Raw genomic sequence first — 20316 nt, forward strand, 5'->3', positions numbered from 1 at the left:
CGGGCATCACCAGTCGGGGGGTGTGAGAGCCGACATGATCGCCGCGGCCTCCCGGGGATCGGTCCGATCCGGTCCGGCCGGCGCGCGCATGTGCACTTCCCTGGCCCCGCTGAGGGAGACGATCCGCGCGACGTTCCCCGAGCGCAGCCCCCCGGAGGCCAGGATCGTGATGTCGTCCCCGGCGGCCTCGATGAGGCGCCGCAATTCAGTCGGGTCCGCCTCGGACTCATGGCCGCCGGTCGTCAAAACGCGATCGACCCCGAGTCCGCGCAGGATCTCGAGTCCCTCGTAGCGGTCCTCGAGCCGATCGAAGGCCCGATGGAATACCAGGTCATGGTCTCCCGCGGCCTCGCGGAAGGAGCGGATCGCCTCCCGGTGGATGAGTCCCCTCTCATCGAGGACGCCGACGACGAAGGCGAGACGGGCTGCGCGGCCCAAGCGCTCCGAGTAGTCCCTCATCGTTCCTTCGATGACGCCGATCTCCCGGGAGTCGTGGACGAAGTCTCCCGCCCTCGGCCGCACGAGGACCGCGATCCCTCCCGGGAAGCCCAGACGGGACGCCGCTTCAACGAGCTCGAAGGAAGGAGTCAGACCGCCGACGGAGATGTCCGCGCACAGCTCGACCCGATCCGCGCCGACCTCGCGGGCGATGCGCGCGCCCTCGAGGTCTTGAACGCACAGCTCCACCCGGGTCATCACGGGACCACCTGCTCGAGGACGCTCCACTCCCGGTAGCACTCGGAGCCGACGGCACGGGCGGCGGCGATGAGCGCGCCCCACCTGCCCGCCGTCGAACCGAGCCCCGCTCGCACGACTTCCGGCGCCTTGCGCCATCGCAGACGGGAGGCGAGCTCCCGGCGGAGCGGATCGAGGAGGACCTCGCCGGCCCGAGACAATCCGCCGCCGATCACGAATCTTTCGGGGTCGAGGGCGAAGGTCATCTGCGTCAAGGAGATCGCCAGGGCGTCGATGGCCGCGGCCCAGACCTCGTCGGCGCGCGGGTCCTCGCCGAGACGCGCCTCGACGCCGCGCGCTCCTGCAGCCTCGCCGCCCGCCGCGCGGTAACGCTTCACCAGCCCCTTCGCCGAGGCGTAGACCTCGAGGCAGCCCCTCTGACCGCACGCGCAGGCTTCGCCCTCGGGGAAGACCGGCGAGTGCCCGATCTCCCCGGCGGAGAAGCTCGCACCGGCCCACAGATCCCCGCCGAAGCACAGCGCTGCGGAGATCCCGGTTCCGATGGGGATCATGACGAAGGAGGACGCTCCGCGCCCCGCGCCGAGCAGCCCCTCGGCCAAGCCCGCCGAACGCCCGTCATGGAGGAGGCGGATCGGCCGTCCGGCCGCCTCCTCCAGCTCTAAGCGGAGCTCGGCTTCACGGAGGTTGAGGTTCGAGGCGTAGACGACGATCCCCCGATCCTCATCCACGATCCCGGGGCAGCAGGCGCCGAGGCCGACGATCGCCGGATGCGCGGAAACGAGGTCGCCCACCAGTTGCGCGCTCTGCCCCGCCACGGAGTCGGGATCCGTCGGGGCGGAGCCCTCGAAGAGCGTTCGCCCCTTCGAGTCGACGATCGTCCATTTGATCGATGTGCCGCCGATGTCGATGCCCGCGAAGAGGCCGTCCGAACGGCCGGTCCCACCGTTCACGGGATGCTCACCGTGACGGGCAGCTCACCCGGATCCATATCCGAGTCGAAGGGGAACATCGGCCGATCGATGCGGCTGTGACCGAGGCGGATGAGGTCCTGATCCACGCCTCCGGGAGTCAGGGCCATCAGCCACGACTTCTGCGTCTCATAGAGATCCGGCTCGAGGTAACCGATCTTCACGACGACGACATCCGCCCTCGTGATATCGATTCCGAGTCGTTCGAACTGTTCGAACTCCGTGTACTGGTTCCGCTTCGTGGTGACGATGAGGGTGAGTCCGGCGCATCGGATCGCCGCAGTGCGCCCGCCCCTCGGATCGTCGACGAGGGAGCGCACCGTGCCGCGGAGGGGGACCGGTCCGGGATCCCGGGCGTCGATCTTGCCCCCGACCTCGAGTTCGACCTCGGCGCCGACTCCCGCCTCCCAGCACAGGGCCGCCGCCGCAGGATCCACGATCGATGCGTGGACGACGTCCTTGGACGCGGACTTCACCGGCTCCCACCCCAGGAGGGCCTTGAGGGCGACGGTGACGTCGTCGGCGCCGCCCGCGCCCGGGTTGTCGCCCGAGTCGGAGATGAAATAGGGCGCCTCGGCCGTCTCGCCGTACTTCAGGCACTCCTCCATCGTTGCGACCGGGGCGACGAATTCGAAGTCGTCGTGAGCGTCCCAGAAGGCCCGTCCGAGTTCACGGGCCTCGGCCTCGACGAGGGCGGCGTCATCGCCGGTGACGACGACCGCGCCCTTGCAGCGGGGCTGATCCGCCCACGCGAAGCCGATCCAGATCGCCGCGTCGAGGATCCCCTCCTTCGCCTCGATCGCCGGGATCCGCCCGTAGAGGGACTTCGCCGGTTCGATCCTCGTCGAGGTCTTCTCGCCCGGGAGGAGGATCGGGACGTGGACGAGCGCCTTCACGGGCTTCGGCGCGCCCGCGACGAGGCGGTCGACGAGGTTGCGGGCGGCCCGCTCGCGGGACTCGAGGGCATCCTCGTGCGGCGCCATCCGGTAGCAGGTGAGGAGGTCGCAGCCCTCGAAGAGGGCGTGGGAGACGTTCCCGTGGAGGTCCATCGAGGCCGAGACCATCGGCCCGCTCCCGATGACCCCGCGGATCGCCGAGATGAGGTCGCCCTCGGCATCGTCCATGCCCTCGACGCTCATCGCCCCGTGGATGTCGAAGAAGAGGCCGTCGAGGGGGCCGCAGGCGCCCAGTCCCTCGAGGATCTCGGCCTTCCACGCCTCGTAGGAGCGGCGTTCGACGACTCCGCCGGGAAGGGCTCGGGCGTGGAGGATCGGGATCCACTCGACCGCCCTCGCCCACGGCTCGTCGCGCCAATGGAAGCGCGTCATGAGCTCGTCCCCGCGCGTGACGATGAAGTCCGCCTCGGTGGAGATGTAGGGCGTGAAGGTCGAGGATTCGATGTGGATGCCGCAGACGGCGATGCGGGGTGCGCGGGCCGGTGTTGCGACGGGGAAAACGGGCATTTTTTCTCCTCGGTGAGGACGATCTGATGGTCTGAAACGATGTCGGACACGATGCGCGGCGGATCAGCGCCCGCCCATGCCCGACATGGAAATCCCCTTGATGAGGTGCTTCTGAAGGAGGATGACGAGCAGCGTGGTCGGCACCATCGAGATCATGGAGGCTGCGATCTGCAGGTCGATCCGCGTTCCCTTCTGCGAGGAGAAGGAGGCCAGGCCGACCGGAAGCGTTCCGAGCTCGGAGTAGTCGACGGTGACGATGAGCGGCCACAGGTAGGAGTTCCAGAAACTCATGAAGGTGAACACTGCGAGGACCGCGATCGCCGACTTCGTCAGAGGGAGGATGATCTGAATGAAGGTCCGCAGCGGCCCGGCACCGTCGACCCGTGCCGCTTCCTCGAGTTCGTAGGGGATCCCTCGCATGAATTGGCGCATGAGGAAGGTGCCGAAGGCTCCGAAGGCGAAGGGGAGGATCAGCGCCTGATACGTGTTCACCCAGTTGAGTTCCTGCATGACGATGAACATGGGGATCACGAGAACTTCAGCAGGAACCATCATCGTGGCGAGGAAGGCGACGAAAGCCCCTTCACGGCCTCGCCAGCGCAAGCGGGCGAAAGCGTAGCCCGCCGTGGAAGAGACGATGAGGACGACGAGCGTACCGAGGATGGCGACGATGAAAGAGTTCGCGATGTAGCGCAGGAAAGGTCCGTAGGTGAACACCTCGATGTAGTTCTCCCAGCGCAGGCGCGCCCCGAAGAGCGTCGGCGGCACCGCGTAGATCTCATCTTTGGCCTTGAGGGAGGAGAAGAAGGCGTAGATCAGTGGCGAGGCGAAGAAGAAGGCCGCGACCCAGACGACCGCATTCGCGACGAAGTCCTTCACCTTCGAGGGCTCGCCGCCCAGCAGTCCCACGTTCGAGAGCTTCGCGGCGGGCTCGCCCGAACGTTTCTTCGAGGGCGAGGAGACACGATCACGACTCATAGTGGACCCACCTCTTCTGAGCTTGGAACTGGAACGCCGTCACGAGAATGACCAGTGCGAACAGGATCCATGCCGCGGCTGCCGCCATTCCCAGCTGCTGGAATTTGAAGCCGGTGTTGTAGATGAACATGACGAGAGGGAGCGTCGAGTTGCCGGGGCCGCCACCCGTCAGCATCTGCGGCTGGACGAAGACTTGGAGCGAGGAGATGACCGTCATGACGGCGGCGAAGAAGATCGAGGGCGAGATCATCGGGATGATGACGCGGAAGAGCATGATCGCACCGGTCGCCCCATCGATCCTCGCCGCTTCCATCACCGAGTCCGGGAGCTCCTCGAGCGCCGCCGAGAAGATGAGCATGTTGTAACCAGCACCCTGCCAAACCGACATGACGACGATCATGATCATCGCCCAGTGCGGATCCGCGAGGAAGGACGGGAGCTTCACGCCGAACCACCCCTGCGCAATCCCGTTGAAAAGGCCCTGGGGTTGAAGGAGCATCTTCCACACGAGAACATTGGCCACCATCGGCGTCACCACGGGGATGAAGAAGAGAACCCGGAAGGCGTTCCTCCCCCGGATCCTGGGTCCGAGGATGAGTGCCATGGTGAGCGAGACGATGATATTGATCGGCACGTAGAGGACTGTGAAGACCACCGAGTTCCTCAGAGCCGGCCAGAAGTCGGGACTCTGGGTCATCAGCCATTGATAGTTCTTCAGGCCGACGAAGCTTCTCTCGCCGAAAGCCGGCCAGTCGTAGAAGCTCATGACGATGGACAGGAGGACTGGCGCGATGGTGAACACGGCGAGTCCCACCAGGGCCGGGCTTGCGAAGGCCAGGGCCTGGCGGGACTCCCGCTTCGCCATCACCGAGCGGCCGCGCCGCGAGGTCGATGGAGATTTCATGGGTCCGTGTGCTTCGTGGGAAGGTTCAGTTGCCGAACTGGGCCTGCGCCTGGGAGAGCATCTCGCTCATCGGCATTGCTCCGGAGTAGACGGAAACCAGGTTCGGGGTGAAGTACTCGTTCACCTGGGTCCACTTGGCGGTTGAGTTCTGTCCGACGGTGTCCGAGAAGGCGGCTTCGAATGCAGCCTTGATGTCATCGCGGATCGATTCGTCGAGCGACTCGAAGTAGGCCGACTGGGAGGCCTTCAGCGCGGGGAAGGACCGGCCGGAAGACCCGATGAGATCCTGGGCTTCTTTCGAGACGAGGGACCCGAGAACCTTGAGGGCGGCATCACGCTCAGCACCCTCGCAGTTCGCGGCGATGCCGAATCCGGATCCGAGAACGAGGCCGAGTGAGCCCTTGTCGCCCGAGGGCAGACGAGTCGCTCCGGCCTTGAAGCCCGCATCGTTGGTGAAGTAGCCCACGGCGTTCCAGGTGCCGTCGACAGCCATCGCAACGTTGCCATTGGAGTACTGATCCTCACCCCATCCGGCCTCGGACGCGGAAGGGACGGGATCAGCGACCTTCTCCTTGAGGACCAGATCCGCGTACCACTCGGCGGCTTCGACGAAGGCCGGGTCGGTGAGCTGGAGAGTGGAGGAGGGATCGACCGGCTGAACACCGGACTTCGCGATCGGCAGCGCCATCCACTGGAACTCGCCCATGCCCACGGCGAATCCCTTATGCGCATCGGTGGTCGCGCCCTTCGCCGTTGCGACGAAGTCGTCGAAGGTCCAGTCGGCCGCCGGCTCCGGGGTTCCCGTCTCGGCGAGCATGTCACGGTTGTAGTAGACCATCATCGCAGCGACGTCATAAGGAACGCCGTAAACCTTTCCGTCGTAGGAGAGGATGTCGAGGGCGCCATCGGCGAAAGCAGACTTGTCGATTCCAGCCTTCTTCAGATCCTCATCGCTCAAGGGCGACAGGGTCTGATGGAAGCCGGAGAGTCGCTGACCGTTCATCGAGGTCACGCAGGCGAGATTCCCAGACGAGGCGTTCGCCGTGAGCTTCGTGAAGTAGTCGCCCCACGAAGAGGTCTGCGTATCAAGCTCGATATCGGGGTTCTGCGAACGGACGATGTCCGCGGTATCCGCAACCCACTTCTCGTCATCCGTCGAGCCGGCCCACATGTTCCACGTGACCTTCACACCGGAGCCGTCCGAGGCTCCGTCGGAGGCCGAGCCGCCCGAGCAGGCGGCAAGCCCCATCGTGGCGGTCATGGCTGCTGCCACGAGGAACGCGGTCTTTCGTTGTGTCATGGTTTCTCTCCTTTGAGATGGTGATTGAGTGATCGATCAGCGAAGCGCATCGGGGCTCAGATAGAGCTCGATGACGGGGACGAGAACGTCGGGGCGCCTGACGGGCAGCTCGAGGGTGAGGGTTCCTGCGGGCTGCCCCCCGGGTTCGGTGGTGAGCGCGACGGTCTCCGGCGAGAACTCGGTCATCTTGAGTTCGGAGCCGTCGTTGAGCAGGCGTGCGAAACGGACCTTGCCCGCGAGATCGGGAAGGTGGAGGTGCCCGAAGGGCCAGTGGAGCAGATGGATGTAAAGCCTGTCGCCCCGCTTCGTGAGCACAGCGCCTTCGGGTGCTGTGAACCCCTCCGCGGCGTCCGCACCGACGATCGCATTGCGGTGGAGGCGCATCCATTCCCCGACTTCGGCGAGCGTGTGCTCGTCGACGGGAGATACCGCGCCTCGACCATCAGGACCGATGTTGAGGAGGAGATTGCCGCCTTTGGAGACCGTGTCGGACAGCATCCTCACGATGAGATCAGTCGATTTGAAATCGAGATTGTCCCGGTCGTAACCCCACGAACCGTTGAGGGTCTGGCAGGCCTCCCAGCGTACGCGCTCACCATCAATCTCCATCGGCGCCGAGGGCTGGTACTGCTCGGGCGTGACGAGATCAGCGGGGATATCGAGTCGGTCGTTGACGATGATCCCGGGCTGAAGCTCGCGCACCATTGCGAGGAGTTCATCAGAACCCCAATCTTCTTTGCCCTTGCCTTTCCATCCGTCGGATTCCCAGGGATAAGAGAAGTCGAAGAAGAGGTAGTCGATCGTCCCGTAGTTCGTGAGCAGCTCGCGGACCTGATTGTGGAGGTAGGTCCTGTACTCGGCCATCGTCCGCTCCGGGTGGGCGTCCCGGGCGTCCGCGTCGTCACGACGCGGATGGTGGAAGTCATAGGGGAAATCGGGATGGTGCCAGTCGAGCAGGGAGTGGTAGAGCCCCACTTTGAGTCCCGCTGCGCGCAGTGCATCGACCCATTCACGGACGAAGTCCCTGTGCTGATGATGCATCGACGTGTAGGTGGTGAATCGGGAATCCCACATGCAGAAGCCGTCGTGATGCTTCGTCGTGAGAACGGCGTACCCCATCCCTGCGGATTTCGCGAGGGTTGCGATCTTCGAGGCGTCGAAGAGGTCGGGCTCGAAGAACTCGGCGTAGCGCTCATAGTCCTCGACGGTGCGACGTTCACGAGTCATCACCCATTCGTGGCGAGCGGCGACGGAGTAGAGACCGAAATGGACGAAGAGTCCGAAGCGGGCTTCGTCGAACCAGCGGTGATCGGCACGTCGGTCGGCGGCGGAAGAGCGGCTCATTCTCACTTCTTTCGACAGTTTGCATAAATAGGACCGCTTTGTCCTACTCGATGTGTCGAAGCATACATGATCCATCAACGCGATTTCATCGTTTGTTTCTCAAGATTCGATAACAGAATGGATGCAAGTCAGCAGACTTTCTGCAATACTTGTTGCACAAATTCGGCGCGGATTCGCCAAAGGAGCCCGGATGCCTGCCGACGCAACACCACCCCCTCGTCTCGAGATCCATCGACGGATCCTCGACCTCGTCCGCACTGGCCGCGCACAGACACGGGGCGACCTCGTCGCGCTGCTCCCCGCATCCCCCTCGATAGTCTCGCTCCGCACCCGTGAGCTCATCGACTCGGGGGAACTCATCGACATCGGCTCCCTGCCCTCTGGTACAGGCCGCCCCTCCAGGGCCATCGCCCTCGCCTCCAGCGAGCGCACGGTACTCGCTGCGGATCTCGGCACGCACCACGCGCGCCTCGGCCTTGCGAAGGCGCATGGTGAAATCGTCGACTTCCGCTCCCTCAAAATCGATTCGTCGATTGGACCTCAGAAAGTCCTCGATCTCCTCTTCACCACCATCGACGAGATGATCGCCGACAACATCGATTCAGGAAGCCCCGCCGCAGCGTGCATCGGACTCCCTGCACCCATCGACCACAAAAACGGATGGGTCGACTCGGGTTCACGACTACGCGGCTGGCATCACTTCCCCATCGCCGATGTCTTCTCCGCACGATTCGGAATCCCCGTCGCCATCGAGAACGATGCCGACATCATGGCGCTCGGGGAGCACCTCGAGCACCCGGAACTCCAGCACTCGATCACCGTGAAGGCGGGCGGTTCCATCGGCGTCGGTGTCGTCATCGATTCTCGCCTCCATCGGGGGGCCACTGGTGCCGCCGGCGACATCGTTCACGTGCGAATGCCCGCCTTCGGGAATCTTCCGTGCGCCTGCGGTAAGACAGGATGCCTGGACACGGTTCTTTCCGGCCTCGCCTTGGCCCGGCAATGGAGCGAAGCAGTTGGGCGGCCACAGGACTTGGAGGACCTCCTCAACGCCGACTTCAACGCCGATGGCGCCGCCCTGGAACTCCTGAGGACCGCGGGCTCACGGCTCGGCGAGGCCCTGAGCGTCATCGCGGGGCTCCTCAACCCCGACGCGGTGTTCATCGGAGGGCGCCTGTCCACCTCCGAGACCTTCCTGGCGGCCATCAGAGCGGCTCTCTATGCAAACTGTCACCCGCTCATCACGAGGAACCTCGTCATCGAGGCCACCTCGGCGGGAATCGATGCCGCCCTCAAAGGAGCAGTCGCCTCAGCCGCCGCCATCGGGGGCCTCAGCACCGACATGGACTGAGCGGTCGGCGGGACGGAGGGACCGGGGGCGATCCCTTCTTCGAATGCCGCCCCCCGGCTTCACCTCCGAAGGCACGTCTATGCGATGGACGCGCTTCGGCGGACGAAAAGGCGGGGCAGGTGCATGTTGCACCCGCCCCGCAGCCTCATTCAGCGATGAGACATGGCCTCACTTGGAGGAAACGGCCTTCTTCAGGCTCGAGCCGGCCGAGAGCTTCACGCCGAAGCCCGCGGGGATCTGCATCTCTTCACCGGTGCGGGGGTTGCGGCCGGTACGCGCGGCGCGCTCGACGCGCTCCGCCGAGAAGAGACCGGTGACCTTGACGGCCTCGCCCTGGGCGAGCGACTCCACGAGCACGTCCTGGAAAGCGCCGAGAGCGGCATCCGCCTGGGCCTTGGTCAGGTTGGCGCGCTCGGCGATCTTGGAGACGAGCTCGGTGCGATTCACGGACATGGAGGAACCTCATTCCTTTTCGTACAAACCGCCACTGCGGCGGTCGCTGGTGAAAACACTACGAAATCAGCGGCAAAAATCCCACTTCGAGCGCGGAAAGTCACGCTTTTGACCCAGGTTTCTTGCCATGTGGTCATTTTCGGGTGGCAGAAGGCGGCTTCGCGCGCTGATTCAGGCCTGTTGATCGGACAGATCAGGTGAGGGCAGCGCCTCGGAAGCGCGAGTTCGGAGAGAGGATGCGCGGGTCGAGCGGGGCGCGCACCAGTGCTCTCATTCCGGGAGGGCCAATGCGGCTCGCACTCATGCAGCTGCGTCCCTCCGTGCCTGTTCAGGGGTTTCCACCGAGCATCGGCATTGCTCAGTTCGGAGCCCGCCCGCCAGGCTCTCCGAGTTCAGCCGCACCGTCGCGATCACCGCAGCGGACGTCACGGGGTCATGATCCCTTCGGCGTCCTTCTGCACGGTCCCGTTGCCCTCCGCTCCGCATAGACACCGAGGGCGCACCCGAAGTCTTCGGGTGCGCCCTCGTGCGCGAACAGGGGCTGCGCTCGGAGCGGCCGATGAGGCTCTCGAATCGGCCGCTTCGGACTCACAGTCCTTCGGCGAGGCGGTGATACGCCTGGTTCCACTTCGAGCTCGCCGCGAAGTCGCGGCGGGTCGTCTGCTCGTCGATGACGAGGAGCTCCATCTTCGCGATCTTCGCGAACATCTCCCACACCTCGACGCCGACCTGGGTCGACATGCAGGTGTGATGGGCGGCGCCGGCCGTCAGCCACGCCTCGACGGAGGTGTAGAAGTCGGGCTTGGGCTGCCACATCGCGCGCGCGACGGGGAGCTTGGGCATGTCGCGGGGCGGCTCGACGACGTCGACGACGTTCGCGGTGAGGCGGAAGCGGTCGCGCATGTCCGACATGGCGACGACGACGCCGGGGCGGGCGTCCGCGTTGAAGACCATGCGGACCGGGTCCTCCTTGCCGCCGATGCCGAGGGGATGGATCTCGATCCGCGGCTTCGAAGCGGTGAGCGAGGGACAGATCTCGAGCATGTGCGCCCCGAGGATCATCTCGGCGCCCTCGACGAAGTTGTAGCAGTAGTCCTCCATGAGCGAGGCGCCGCCGGGCAGCCCCTCCCCCATCACCTTCGCCGCGCGCACGAGGACGGCCGTCTTCCAGTCGCCCTCGGCGCCGAAGCCGTAACCGTCGGCCATGAGGCGCTGCACGGCGAGGCCGGGGAGCTGGCGCAGCGTGCCGAGGTCCTCGAAGTTCGTCGTGAAGGCCTTCGCGCCGCGCTCGTCGAGGAAGCGGCGCAGGGCGATCTCCTCGCGGGCCGCGTATCGGAGCGACTCGTGGCGCTCGCCGCCCTTCTTCAGCGCGTCCTCGACCTCGTACTCGGCCTCGTAGACGGCGACGAGCTCATCGATCGCCTCATCCTCGACCGCGTCGACCACGGCGATGAGGTCGTTGACGCCCCAGGTGTTGACCGAGACGCCGAGTCGGCGCTCGGCCTCGGTCTTGTCGCCCTCGGTGACGGCGACATTGCGCATGTTGTCGCCGAAGCGGACCACGCGCAGCTCATTCGTCGCGGCGAAGCCGGCGGCTGCTCGGATCCAGTCGGCGACCCGCGCGCAGGTCGAGGCGTTCGAGGCGTGGCCGACGACGGTCGTGCGGGCGACGCCGAGGCGCGTGAGGATGTAGGCGTACTCGCGGTCGCCGTGGGCGGCCTGGTTGAGGTTCATGAAGTCCATGTCGATGGTGTCCCAGGGGATCTCGACATTGGCCTGCGTCGCCAGATGGAGGAGCGGCTTGGAGAGGACCTCGAGTCCGCGGATCCACATCTTCGCCGGGCTGAAGGTGTGCATCCACGAGATGACGCCGAGGACCTTGTCGTCGGCCGAGGCCTCGAGCATCGCCCGGCGGATCGAGTCGGAGTCCTTGAGGACGGGCTTCCACACGACGGGGGCGGGCATGAGCCCGGACTCGTTGAGGAGGCGGACGACCTCGCGCGATTGGTCGGCGACCTGGACGAGGACGTCCTCGCCGTACAGGTCCTGGGATCCGGTGTAGAACCAGACCTCGCGCCCTTCGTAGAAACCGGTCATCAGTTCTCTCCTTCCGGGGCGCCATCGCCCTCGTGCTGTCCGTAGACGAATTGGTAGCGGTTGTACAGGGAGTCGATCTTGTCCTGGGGGATCGGGATCGGCTCTCCGAGCTGCTTGGCGATGTGAACCGTTCGGGCGACCTCTTCGACCATCGCGGCGGCCTTGACCGCTGCGCGCGCATCCTTCCCGATCGTGAAGGGCCCGTGGTTGCGCATGAGGACGGCGGGGCTGCGGGACTCCCTGAGGGTGTCGACGATGCCGCGGCCGATCGAGTCGTCGCCGATGAGCGCGAAGGGGCCGACGGGGACGGGGCCGCCGAATTCGTCGCCCATCATCGTCAGGACGCAGGGGATCTCCTCGCCGCGGGCGGCCCAGGCGGTCGCGTAGGTCGAGTGCGTGTGGACGACGCCGCCGACCTCGGGCATGTGGGAGTAGACGTAGGCGTGGGCGGCGGTGTCGGACGAGGGCGAGCCCTCGCCCTCGACGAGTCGGCCGTCGAGGTCGCAGACGACCATCGTTTCGGGCATGAGTTCGTCGTAGGACACGCCCGAGGGCTTGATGACGAGCAGATCCTGGGAGCCGTCGGCGGCGAGCCCCTTCACGCGTTGCGAGACGTTCCCGGCGGTCCAGACGATGAGGCCCCATCGGGGCAGCTCGGCGTGGAGCGCGGACACGACTTCGCGGGTCGCGCGCACGCGCGCGGCGAACTCCGCATCCCAGGTGGACGGATCGCGATGGTCCATTGGTCTTCCTTCCGGTTCCGGGGCGACGAAGCCGCGAGCACTCCGCTGTGTCGGGCTCGGTCGATGCCAGGGCGCATGTGCGCCGACACTCCTTAGGTTAACGCTCACATCGCGGTGTTGTCCACGATCCCGCCATCTTCTTCAGCCGGCGCCCCTCCCCCGGGAGGCGCCCCTCCAAGGCCCGCACCGGCCGTGCGCCCTCGGAGCCCGCGCCCTCGGAGCCCGCCGCCCCGTCCGCCCGAAGCGAAGAACGCGAAGGCCCCGCGGTCAGCGGCTGCGGGGAGGCGCAGTCGAATCGCGCACCACCAGGGCCGGAGTCAAGGCCCGCGCGGCCCCGCCCTTGTCCGCAGCGCCGATCTCCTCCAGGAGGGTTTCGAGGACGACCCTGCCGAGGTTCGCGAAGTCCTGACGAACGGTCGTCAGAGCCGGCGAGTAGTAAGCGGCCGCCGGCATGTCGTCGAAGCCGACGATCGAGACCTCCCGCGGAACGCAGACCCCGGCCTCCTCGAGCGCACGGTACAGGCCGAGGGCGATCTGATCATTCGCGCAGAACACCGCGGTCGGCAGCCCCTCGGCGAGGAGGCGCCGCCCCTCCTCATACCCCACCGAGAACTCCCAGCCCTTCACCTGCGGCTCTCGGATCGCGAGCCCGCGCTCGGACATGAAGTCCCGCCATGCCCGTTCACGATTGCGCGCCTCGAAGAACTCCTGATTGCCCGCGATATGCGCGATGTCCCGGTGACCCAGGTCGTAGAGGTGCTCGAGGGCGAGTCTGGCCCCCAGCTCCTGATCGATCGAGATCGGAGTCAGTCCCGCTCCGGCGCCCAGGGCCTGCGTCGTCACCGCGACGACCGGAACGGGGATCGTCATCTGCGTCATGTCCGCGGTGATCTCGCGAAGCGGGGCGATGAAGACGATCCCCTCGACGGGAACCCCGAGGAAGTGGTCGAAGACGGCGCGCACCGAGGCGTCGTCGTAGTCCTCCACTGGCGCGACCGCGGCGTAGAACCCCGCCTTCCTCGCCGCCAATTCGATCTCCATGAGGATCGAGCTGGGGCCGTAGTCCAGGGAGGTCGTGGTGACGATGCCGATCATCTCCGAGCGCTGCCTCGCGAGCGCCCTCGCCACCGAATTGCGCCGATACCCCAGTTCGTTGATCGCGTTCTGGACGCGCTCGCGGGTTTCGGGCAGCACGGACTGCGAGCCGTTGAGCACCCGCGAGACCGTCTGATGGGAGACGCCCGCGGCCTTCGCGACGTCGACGATCGAGGGCGTGCTCTTCGCACGGCGCGGACGAGCCATGGCTCACTCCTCACATCATGAGTGGATCAAGCGGATGGATGGGGAACGATGATGACAGGCTACGCGCATCATTCCGAGCGCGGGGCGGGGCCGCGCCCTTCCCGGCACGGCCCCGCCCCTGAGTCCCGCAGGGGACTCGCGCTCAGCAACAAGGCTCAACCGGCGCGACGCTTGTTCCAGACGTCGAAGGCGACGGCGAGGAGGAGCACGAGGCCCTTGACCATCTGCTGGGTCGAGGTCGATGCGCCCATGAGCTGCATGCCGTTCGACATGACCGCCATGATGAGACCGCCGACGAGGGCGCCGGAGAGCTTGCCGATGCCGCCGGTCGTCGACGCGCCGCCGATGAAGCAGGCCGCGATCGCGTCGAGTTCGAACATGTTGCCCGCGGAGGGCTGGGCGCCGTTCATCCGGGCGGAGTAGATGATGCCGGCGATGGCCGAGAGGAAGCCCATGTTCACGTAGGTCCAGAAGGTCACGGACTTGACGTTGATGCCGGACAGGGCCGCGGCCGAGATGTTGCCGCCGATCGCGTACACGTCGCGCCCGAAGACCGTCGAGTTCGCGAGCATGCCGTAGATGAGGACGAGGATCGCGAGGATGATGAGGACGAAGGGCAGGCCGCGCGAGCGGGAGAGCTGGAAGGCGAACCACATGACGAAGGCCGCGATGACGACGATCTTGCCGATGAACAGGACCATCGACTCCACCGCCTGGTTGTAGGCGATGCGCGCCTTGCGCGAGCGGAACTGCTGGTAGGCGAAGCCGAGGACGCCGATGCCGAAGATCACGAGGGTGAAGACGTCGAAGCCCATCCCTCCCAGGAGTCCGTTGAAGAAGCCGTTCGCGATGTTGTAGTAGGCCTTGGGGAAGGGCGAGAGCGAGACGTTCTCGAGGACCTGGAAGGTGAGTCCGCGGAAGAGGAGCATGCCCGCCAGGGTGACGATGAAGCCGGGGATCCCCACGTAGGCGACCCAGAAGCCCTGCCAGGCGCCGATGATGAGGCCGAGGACGATCGCCGCGATCACGCCCACCCACCAGGGCATGCCGTTCTTGATGACGAGGACGGCCGAGAGGGCGCCGGTGACCGCGACGACCGAGCCGACCGAGAGGTCGATCTGGCCGAGGAGGATGACGAAGAGCATGCCGATCGCGAGGACCAGGATGTAGGAGTACTGGAGGACGATGTTCGTCAGGTTGCCCGGGCTCAGGAAGGAGGGGTTGAGCACCGCGAACAGGACGGCGATGGCGAGGAAGGCGAGGAAAATGCCGCTCTGGCGGATGTTCCCCTTGAACATCTCGCCGAGGCTCTTGGTGGTGCTCACTTGTCGTTCTCCCTTGAGGGTTCAATGGTCATGAGTTCCATGAGGTTCTCCTGGTTCGCTTCGGCGATCGGCAGTTCGCCGGTGATGCGCCCGTAGGCGAGCGCGTAGACGCGATCGGAGATGCCGAGGATCTCTTCGAGTTCGGAGGAGATGACGATGACGGCCTTGCCCGCCTCGACCATCTTGTTGATGAGGGTGTAGATCTCGTACTTCGCGCCGACGTCGATGCCGCGCGTCGGCTCGTCGAGGATGAGGACGTCCGCGTCCGTGTACAGCCACTTGGACAGCACGACCTTCTGCTGGTTGCCGCCCGACAGGGAGCCGGCGAGCTGCATCACCGTCTGGGAACGGATGTTCATCCGCTCCTTGTAGTCCGACGCGACGGCGAGCTCCTCGTTCGCGTTCACCATGCCGTGGCGCGAGAGTTTGAACAGGCCCGCGGTCGCGATGTTGTGACGGATGTCGTCGATGAGGTTGAGGCCGTACTGCTTGCGGTCCTCGGTCGCGTAGGCGATGCCGTTCTTGATGGCGTCGGAGACCGACTTGATGCGGATCTCCCGCCCCTCCTTGTAGATGCGGCCCGAGATGTTGCGGCCGTAGGAGCGCCCGAAGAGGCTCATCGCGAGTTCGGTGCGGCCCGCGCCCATGAGGCCGGCGATTCCGACGACCTCACCGTGACGGACGTTGAAGCTCGCGTCCTTGATGACGAGCCGCCCCTCCTGGGTCGGGTGGTAGACAGTCCAGTCCTCGACGCGGAAGAGCTCCTCGCCGATATGGGACTCGCGCACCGGATAGCGCTGGGAGAGCTCGCGACCGACCATGAGCGAGATGATCTTGTTCTGGGTCGATGCGGGGTCGGACATGTCGAGGGTCTCGATGGTCTGCCCGTCGCGCAGGATCGTCGTGCGATCGGCGATCGCGGCGATCTCGTTGAGCTTGTGGGAGATGATGACGATCGAAACGCCGGTCTCCTTGAGCTGACGGACGAGTTCGAGCAGCTGCGCGGAGTCGTTGTCGTTGAGGGCGGCGGTCGGCTCGTCGAGGATGAGGAGCTTGACGTCCTTGGAGAGCGCCTTGCCGATCTCGATGAGCTGCTGCTTGCCGACGCCGAGCTGGCCGACGGGAGTCGTGACGTTCTCGTCGAGGCCGACTTTGGCGAGCACCTCCTCAGCGCGGTGGTTGATCTCATGCCAGTCGATGAGCCCGTGCCTCTTCGGCTTGTCGATGCCGAGGAACAGGTTCTCGGCCACCGAGAGATAGGGGACGAGGGCGAGCTCCTGATGGATGATGCCGATACCGAGGGTCTCGGAGTCCTTGATGGACGAGAAGGAGACCTCCTTGCCCTCCCAGATGATCTCCCCTTCGTACTGGCCGTGGGGGTAGACGCCGGAGAGGACCTTCATGAGGGTGGATTTGCCGGCACCGTTCTCGCCGCAGATGGCGTGGACTTCACCGCGTCGGACTTCGAGGTTGACGTGCTTGAGCACGGGGACCCCGTTGAAGCCCTTGTCGATGTCGCGCATCTGAAGAATATTCAAGGTCATGTCACTTCCGCATTCGCGAGATGGAAGACTTCGGGCAGTGGACGGGGCGGGCACCGGAGGCGCCCGCCCCGCTCACCGATGGGTCACTTGCTGACGCCGGCCGCGACCTCGTCGGCCGTGTAGTAGCCGGAGCCGATGATGTCGGACTCGATGTTGTCCTTGAGGATCGTCTGGACTTCGAGGAGGAACGAGGGCACGACCTTCATGCCGTTGTCGTAGGTCTCGGTGTCGTTCGCTTCGGGCTCGGAGCCGGAACCGATCGCCTTGACGGTCTTGACGGCCTGCTCGGCGAGGAGACGGGTGTCCTTGAAGATCGTGGACTGCTGAACTCCGTCGTTGATGAGCTTGATCGAGGCGATCTCGGCGTCCTGGCCGGTGACGACCGGAAGGCCGTCGGCGATCGTCGGGCCGTAGCCCGCGCCCTGGAGGGCGGTGATGATGCCGCGGGAGATGCCGTCGAAGGGCGAGAGGACGCCGGCGAGGGGCTCGGAGCCGCCGCCGTAGGTCGAGGTGAGGATGTCCTCCATGCGCTTCTGCGCGGCCTCCTGCGACCAGCGCAGCGTTGCGGCCTGGTCGAACGCGGTCTGGCCGGACTTCACGACGAGTGTGCCGTCTTCGATGAAGGGCTTGAGGGTGTCCATCGCGCCGTTGAAGAAGAATCCGGCGTTGTTGTCATCGGGCGAGCCGGCGAAGAGCTCGATGTTGAGCGGGCCCTTGGGGGCATCGGCGGCCTTGTTGCCGTCCTTGTCGGTCAGACCGAGGCCGAAGAGGAGGGCCTTGGCCTGGGCGACGCCGACCTTGTAGTTGTCGAAGGAGACGTAGAAGTCGACGTTCTCGTTGTCGCGGATGAGGCGGTCGTAGGAGACGACCGGGATGTTGGCGGCGCCGGCGGCGTCGAGCTGGCTCGAAAGGGCGGTGCCGTCGATCGAGGCGATAACGAGGATCTTCGCCCCGTTGGTGATCATCTGGTCGATCTGCTGGGTCTGGGTGGGGATGTCGTCGTTGGCGTACTGGAGATCGACGACGTATCCGGCCTTCTCGAGGCCTTCCTTGACCGCGTTGCCGTCGGCGATCCAGCGCTCGGAGGTCTGGGTCGGCATGGCGACACCGACCTTGATGCCCTCTCCGGAGCCGGCGGCTCCGGAGGCTGCGGCATCGGTGGTGGAGCCTGCGCCGCCACCGGCGCAGGCGGACAGGGCGAGGGCGCCCGCGCTAAGGACGGCTGCGAGGCCGGCGGCGCGACGACCGAAGATTCGCCTAATGGTCATGGGTGTTCTCCTCATCGAGCAACAGAATCAGTGCCGTCACCGCGGAAGAGTCCTCCGCGTGCGACCGACACCACACATTAACGCTCACATGCGCTGTGAGGCAAGCCGCGCAGATAAAGATCGCATAACGATGTGCACGTGCACATCCGCGAAATGACAAGGATTCCCGCCGCACATATGGACACCGTGCGAAGAAGCGCCGGGCGAAGCGGGTAACGAACCCTGAAGCGACGAGCCCCGCCCTCGGCAGTGATCCGCGCGAAGCTGAAAGGACCCCTCCACGGCGAAGGCGAAGGGGCGCGTTCTCACAACTCTAGTCCCTCGCCCCGAAGACGCGCAGCACGGTCCGCATCGTCCGCCGCCGACGAAAACAAGCGCCCTCCGCGAGGACAATCGAAGCGCCCATCAACTCCTCATCCTCCAGGAGATCTCATGACTCTCGGACGCGATGCGAAGGCCCCCAAGGCCGGATCGCCCCACCGTCATCCCGTCGATCAAATGCCCCCGGTCGGCAAACTCGCCGTTCTCGGCATTCAGCACGTCCTCGCCTTCTACGCCGGAGCGGTCGTCGTTCCGCTCGTCATCGCCTCGGGTCTGGGTCTTGATTCCCAGACCCTCGTTCATCTCATCAACGCCGACCTGTTCACCTGCGGCATCGCCACGATCATCCAGTCGGCGGGCCTGGGGCCGAAGATCGGCGTCAAGCTCCCCCTCATCCAGGGAGTCACCTTCACCGCGGTCTCCCCCCTCATCGCGATCGGCATCGCCGCGACGCCCGCCGGCGCGGACCCGACCACCGGCCTGGCGACGATGTACGGCTCGATCATCGCCGCAGGCCTCGTCACCTTCCTCATCGCCCCCTACTTCGCCAAGCTCCTCAGATTCTTCCCGCCCGTCGTCACCGGCACCCTCCTGACCGTCATGGGCATCACGCTCATCGCGGTATCCGCCGGAGACATCGTCTCGCTCGCGACCTACGCGCCCGAGGGGGCGGACACCGCGGCCCTGACCCTCAAGGGCCTCGCCTACGCGATGGGCACCCTCGCACTCATCGTCGCCGTCCAGAAGATCTTCAAGGGCTTCATGTCGACGATCTCCGTCCTCGTCGGCCTCGTCGTCATGACGATCCTCGCCTTCGCCCTCGGCGACGCGAACTTCTCCCAGGTCTCCCAATCCTCCTGGGTCGGAGTGACCACCCCCTTCTTCTTCGGCCTGCCCAAGTTCTCCCTCGCCGCGATCGTCTCCATGCTCATCGTCATGGCCGTGACCGCCGTCGAAACCACCGGCGATGTCTTCGCCACCGGCGAGGTCGTCGGCAAGCGCATCACCCCGAACCATGTCGCGAACGCCCTGCGCGCCGATGGCCTGTCGACCCTTCTGGGCGGCGTCCTCAACTCCTTCCCCTACACCTGCTTCGCCCAGAACGTCGGCCTCGTCCGCCTCACCCGCGTCAAATCCCGATGGGTCGTCACCGCCGCGGGCGTCCTCATGATCGTCCTCGGCCTCCTGCCCAAGGCCGGCGCGATCGTCGCCTCGATCCCCGCGCCCGTCATCGGCGGCGCCTCGCTCGCCATGTTCGCCAATGTCGCAGTCGTCGGCATCCAGACCCTCGGCAAGGTCGACATGCGCGACAACCGCAACGCCGTCATCGTCTCCACCTCGATCGGCCTGGCGATGCTCGTCACCCTCAAGCCCGACATCGCCTCCGTCCTGCCGTCCTGGCTCCAGATCCTCTTCGGATCCGGCGTGACCATCGGCGCCCTCACGGCCTTCCTCCTCAACATCCTCTTCTTCCACATCGGGAAGCAGGACGCCCCGGACCTGGCGATCGTCAACGGCCGCGCCGTCGACCTCGACGAGGTCAACACGATGGACCGCGAAGCCTTCGTCGCGGCCTTCTCAGGAATGTACGAGGGCCCGAAGTGGCCGGTCGAACGCGCCTGGGAGCACCGGCCCTTCGCCGACGCGACCGCTCTGCGCCGCGCTTTCGAAGACGAGGTCCTCGCGGCGAGCATCGAGGAGCAGGAAGCGCTCATCGCCTCCTACACGGACATCGCGGCGCTCGTCAAAGGCGAGGGCGACGAACGCGCCAACGCCGACACGGCGGCCCTGCGCCTCGGAGACTTCGACGACGCCGAGATCGCCGAGCTCAGCGCCGCCTCAGCCGCCTATCGGGAGAAGTTCGCGCGCCCGCTCATCGTGCGCGTCACGCGCCTGGCCGATCGTGAACAGCTCATGAGCGCCGTGTGGAAGAGGGTCGAATCCTCCCCCGCCCGCGAAGCCCGCTTCGCCCTCGGCGAGGTCATCGACATCGCCGACGAACGCTTCGACATGCTCGTCGCCGACGCGAACCCGATCCGAACCGCCTGGGGCCGCAAGTTCGACCAGGTCGACTGAAGCGCACGTCATGAGGGGCCGACTCTTCAGTCGGCCCCTCATGGCATCCCATCAACACAGTGCGAGTTCTTCCGATCCGGTCTCCTCTGCTGCTCAACGCCGACGAACGCGTCCCTTCGGGCTCCGTCGGCTCCCTTCGCGATGAACACCACGCTAGGGCGTCATGCTCGAAGGAACATCGGG

At 65.7% G+C, this 20316-nt stretch carries 16 protein-coding genes; 2 read left to right on the forward strand and 14 right to left on the reverse strand.

Features of this window, described 5'->3' with window-relative positions; all coding sequences use genetic code 11:
- Window positions 1-6 precede the first annotated feature (6 nt).
- The 7 genes from ACQY7V_RS01685 to ACQY7V_RS01715 form a co-directional block, all read right to left on the reverse strand.
- Window positions 7-696 carry a copper homeostasis protein CutC gene (locus tag ACQY7V_RS01685; RefSeq protein WP_428638634.1) on the reverse strand — a complete coding sequence of 230 codons (690 nt, stop codon included), beginning with the start codon at window positions 694-696 and terminating at the stop codon, window positions 7-9.
- The gene (locus ACQY7V_RS01690; protein ID WP_428638605.1) at window positions 696-1646 is read right to left on the reverse strand and encodes an ROK family protein; all 951 of its coding nucleotides are present in this window, start codon (window positions 1644-1646) and stop codon (window positions 696-698) included. The genes ACQY7V_RS01685 and ACQY7V_RS01690 overlap by 1 nt, the downstream gene beginning before the upstream one ends.
- Window positions 1643-3127: a M81 family metallopeptidase gene (locus ACQY7V_RS01695; protein ID WP_428638606.1), complete on the reverse strand. Its 1485-nt coding sequence runs from the start codon at window positions 3125-3127 to the stop codon at window positions 1643-1645. Before ACQY7V_RS01695 ends, ACQY7V_RS01690 begins: the two co-directional genes overlap by 4 nt.
- Before the next feature lie 63 nt (window positions 3128-3190).
- Entirely contained in the window at window positions 3191-4105 is a 915-nt protein-coding gene (locus tag ACQY7V_RS01700; RefSeq protein ID WP_303773824.1) for a carbohydrate ABC transporter permease, read from the reverse strand.
- Entirely contained in the window at window positions 4095-5009 is a 915-nt protein-coding gene (locus ACQY7V_RS01705) for a carbohydrate ABC transporter permease (RefSeq protein WP_235361311.1), read from the reverse strand. The genes ACQY7V_RS01700 and ACQY7V_RS01705 overlap by 11 nt, the downstream gene beginning before the upstream one ends.
- Before the next feature lie 25 nt (window positions 5010-5034).
- Window positions 5035-6309 carry an ABC transporter substrate-binding protein gene (locus ACQY7V_RS01710; RefSeq protein WP_428638608.1) on the reverse strand — a complete coding sequence of 425 codons (1275 nt, stop codon included), beginning with the start codon at window positions 6307-6309 and terminating at the stop codon, window positions 5035-5037.
- Window positions 6310-6345: 36 nt separating this feature from the next.
- Window positions 6346-7653 (reverse strand): alpha-L-fucosidase, encoded by a 1308-nt coding sequence (locus tag ACQY7V_RS01715; RefSeq protein ID WP_303777669.1) that lies wholly within the window; start codon window positions 7651-7653, stop codon window positions 6346-6348.
- Between the two features lie 190 nt (window positions 7654-7843).
- Here ACQY7V_RS01715 and ACQY7V_RS01720 point away from each other — a divergent pair, with 190 nt between their 5' ends.
- Window positions 7844-9004, forward strand: a complete 1161-nt coding sequence (locus tag ACQY7V_RS01720) for an ROK family protein (RefSeq protein ID WP_320785570.1) — start codon at window positions 7844-7846, stop codon at window positions 9002-9004.
- A 168-nt stretch (window positions 9005-9172) separates the two neighbouring features.
- Here the strand turns inward: ACQY7V_RS01720 and ACQY7V_RS01725 are convergent, their stop codons facing one another.
- The 7 genes from ACQY7V_RS01725 to chvE form a co-directional block, all read right to left on the reverse strand.
- The gene (locus ACQY7V_RS01725) at window positions 9173-9457 is read right to left on the reverse strand and encodes an HU family DNA-binding protein (protein WP_154476535.1); all 285 of its coding nucleotides are present in this window, start codon (window positions 9455-9457) and stop codon (window positions 9173-9175) included.
- Window positions 9458-10045: 588 nt separating this feature from the next.
- Window positions 10046-11554, reverse strand: coding sequence for an L-arabinose isomerase (gene araA, locus ACQY7V_RS01730; protein ID WP_428638610.1), 1509 nt, complete (start codon window positions 11552-11554; stop codon window positions 10046-10048).
- Window positions 11554-12297, reverse strand: coding sequence for an L-ribulose-5-phosphate 4-epimerase (locus ACQY7V_RS01735; RefSeq protein ID WP_428638611.1), 744 nt, complete (start codon window positions 12295-12297; stop codon window positions 11554-11556). The genes araA and ACQY7V_RS01735 overlap by 1 nt, the downstream gene beginning before the upstream one ends.
- Window positions 12298-12564: 267 nt before the next feature.
- Window positions 12565-13599 (reverse strand): LacI family DNA-binding transcriptional regulator, encoded by a 1035-nt coding sequence (locus ACQY7V_RS01740; RefSeq protein ID WP_428638612.1) that lies wholly within the window; start codon window positions 13597-13599, stop codon window positions 12565-12567.
- A gap of 155 nt (window positions 13600-13754) precedes the next feature.
- On the reverse strand, window positions 13755-14924 hold the full coding sequence (mmsB, locus tag ACQY7V_RS01745; RefSeq protein WP_428638613.1) for a multiple monosaccharide ABC transporter permease: 1170 nt from the start codon (window positions 14922-14924) through the stop codon (window positions 13755-13757).
- Window positions 14921-16468, reverse strand: a complete 1548-nt coding sequence (locus ACQY7V_RS01750; RefSeq protein WP_428638614.1) for an ATP-binding cassette domain-containing protein — start codon at window positions 16466-16468, stop codon at window positions 14921-14923. The genes mmsB and ACQY7V_RS01750 overlap by 4 nt, the downstream gene beginning before the upstream one ends.
- 83 nt (window positions 16469-16551) lie before the next feature.
- Complete coding sequence (gene chvE, locus ACQY7V_RS01755; RefSeq protein WP_428638616.1) at window positions 16552-17736, reverse strand: multiple monosaccharide ABC transporter substrate-binding protein; 1185 nt, start codon at window positions 17734-17736, stop codon at window positions 16552-16554.
- Between the two features lie 432 nt (window positions 17737-18168).
- Here chvE and ACQY7V_RS01760 point away from each other — a divergent pair, with 432 nt between their 5' ends.
- A complete protein-coding gene (locus tag ACQY7V_RS01760; protein WP_428638618.1) occupies window positions 18169-20133 on the forward strand; it encodes a solute carrier family 23 protein in 1965 nt (654 codons plus the stop codon).
- The last annotated feature ends 183 nt before the right edge of the window (window positions 20134-20316 follow it).

The organism is Schaalia sp. (assembly GCF_050312375.1).
Classification (GTDB): Bacteria; Actinomycetota; Actinomycetes; order Actinomycetales; family Actinomycetaceae; genus Pauljensenia; species Pauljensenia hyovaginalis.